Here is a 1179-nt window from a genome sequence, read left to right on the forward strand (position 1 = left end):
AAGTTCGAGCGCACCAAGCCGCACGTGAACGTCGGCACGATCGGTCACGTTGACCACGGCAAGACGACGCTGACCGCGGCGCTGACCAAGATCGGCGCAGAGCGTTTCGGCGGCGAGTTCAAGGGCTACGACCAGATCGACGCGGCGCCGGAAGAGAAGGCGCGCGGCATCACGATCTCGACGGCGCACGTGGAGTACGAGTCGGAGACCCGTCATTACGCGCACGTGGACTGCCCGGGCCACGCCGACTACGTGAAGAACATGATCACGGGTGCGGCGCAGATGGACGGCGCGATCCTGGTGTGCTCGGCCGCGGACGGCCCGATGCCGCAGACGCGCGAGCACATCCTGCTGTCGCGTCAGGTGGGCGTGCCGTACATCGTGGTGTTCCTGAACAAGGCCGACATGGTGGACGACGCCGAGCTGCTCGAGCTGGTCGAGATGGAAGTGCGCGAGCTGCTGTCGAAGTACGACTTCCCGGGCGACGACACCCCGATCATCAAGGGTTCGGCGCTGAAGGCGCTCGAGGGCGACCAGTCGGAGATCGGCGTTCCGGCGATCATCAAGCTGGTCGACGCGCTGGACAGCTACATCCCCGAGCCGCAGCGCGACGTCGACAAGTCGTTCCTGATGCCGGTCGAAGACGTGTTCTCGATCTCGGGTCGCGGCACGGTGGTGACGGGCCGCATCGAGCGCGGCGTGATCAAGGTCGGCGACGAAATCGAGATCGTGGGCATCCGCCCGACGGTGAAGACGACGGTGACCGGCGTCGAGATGTTCCGCAAGCTGCTGGACCAGGGCCAGGCGGGCGACAACGCGGGTCTGCTGCTGCGCGGCACGAAGCGCGACGAGGTGGAGCGCGGTCAGGTTCTGGCGAAGCCGGGCACGATCAAGCCGCACACCAAGTTCGAGGCTGAGGTGTACGTGCTGTCGAAGGACGAGGGCGGCCGCCACACCCCGTTCTTCAAGGGCTACCGTCCGCAGTTCTACTTCCGCACGACGGACGTGACGGGCGCGGTGGAGCTGCCGGAAGGCGTCGAGATGGTGATGCCGGGCGACAACATCAAGATGGTGGTGACGCTGATCGCGCCGATCGCGATGGACGACGGCCTGCGCTTCGCGATCCGCGAGGGCGGCCGCACCGTCGGCGCCGGCGTCGTCGCCAAGGTCATCGAGTAA

At 66.6% G+C, this 1179-nt stretch carries 1 protein-coding gene; it reads left to right on the forward strand.

The window, feature by feature from the left end; genetic code table 11:
- Positions 1-1179, forward strand: a 1179-nt coding sequence (gene tuf, locus ACFO3Q_RS16775) for an elongation factor Tu (protein WP_377006053.1), incomplete at its 5' end; no start/stop codon positions are given.

The organism is Coralloluteibacterium thermophilum, from assembly GCF_042654365.1.
GTDB classification, from domain to species: domain Bacteria; phylum Pseudomonadota; class Gammaproteobacteria; order Xanthomonadales; family Xanthomonadaceae; genus Coralloluteibacterium; species Coralloluteibacterium thermophilum.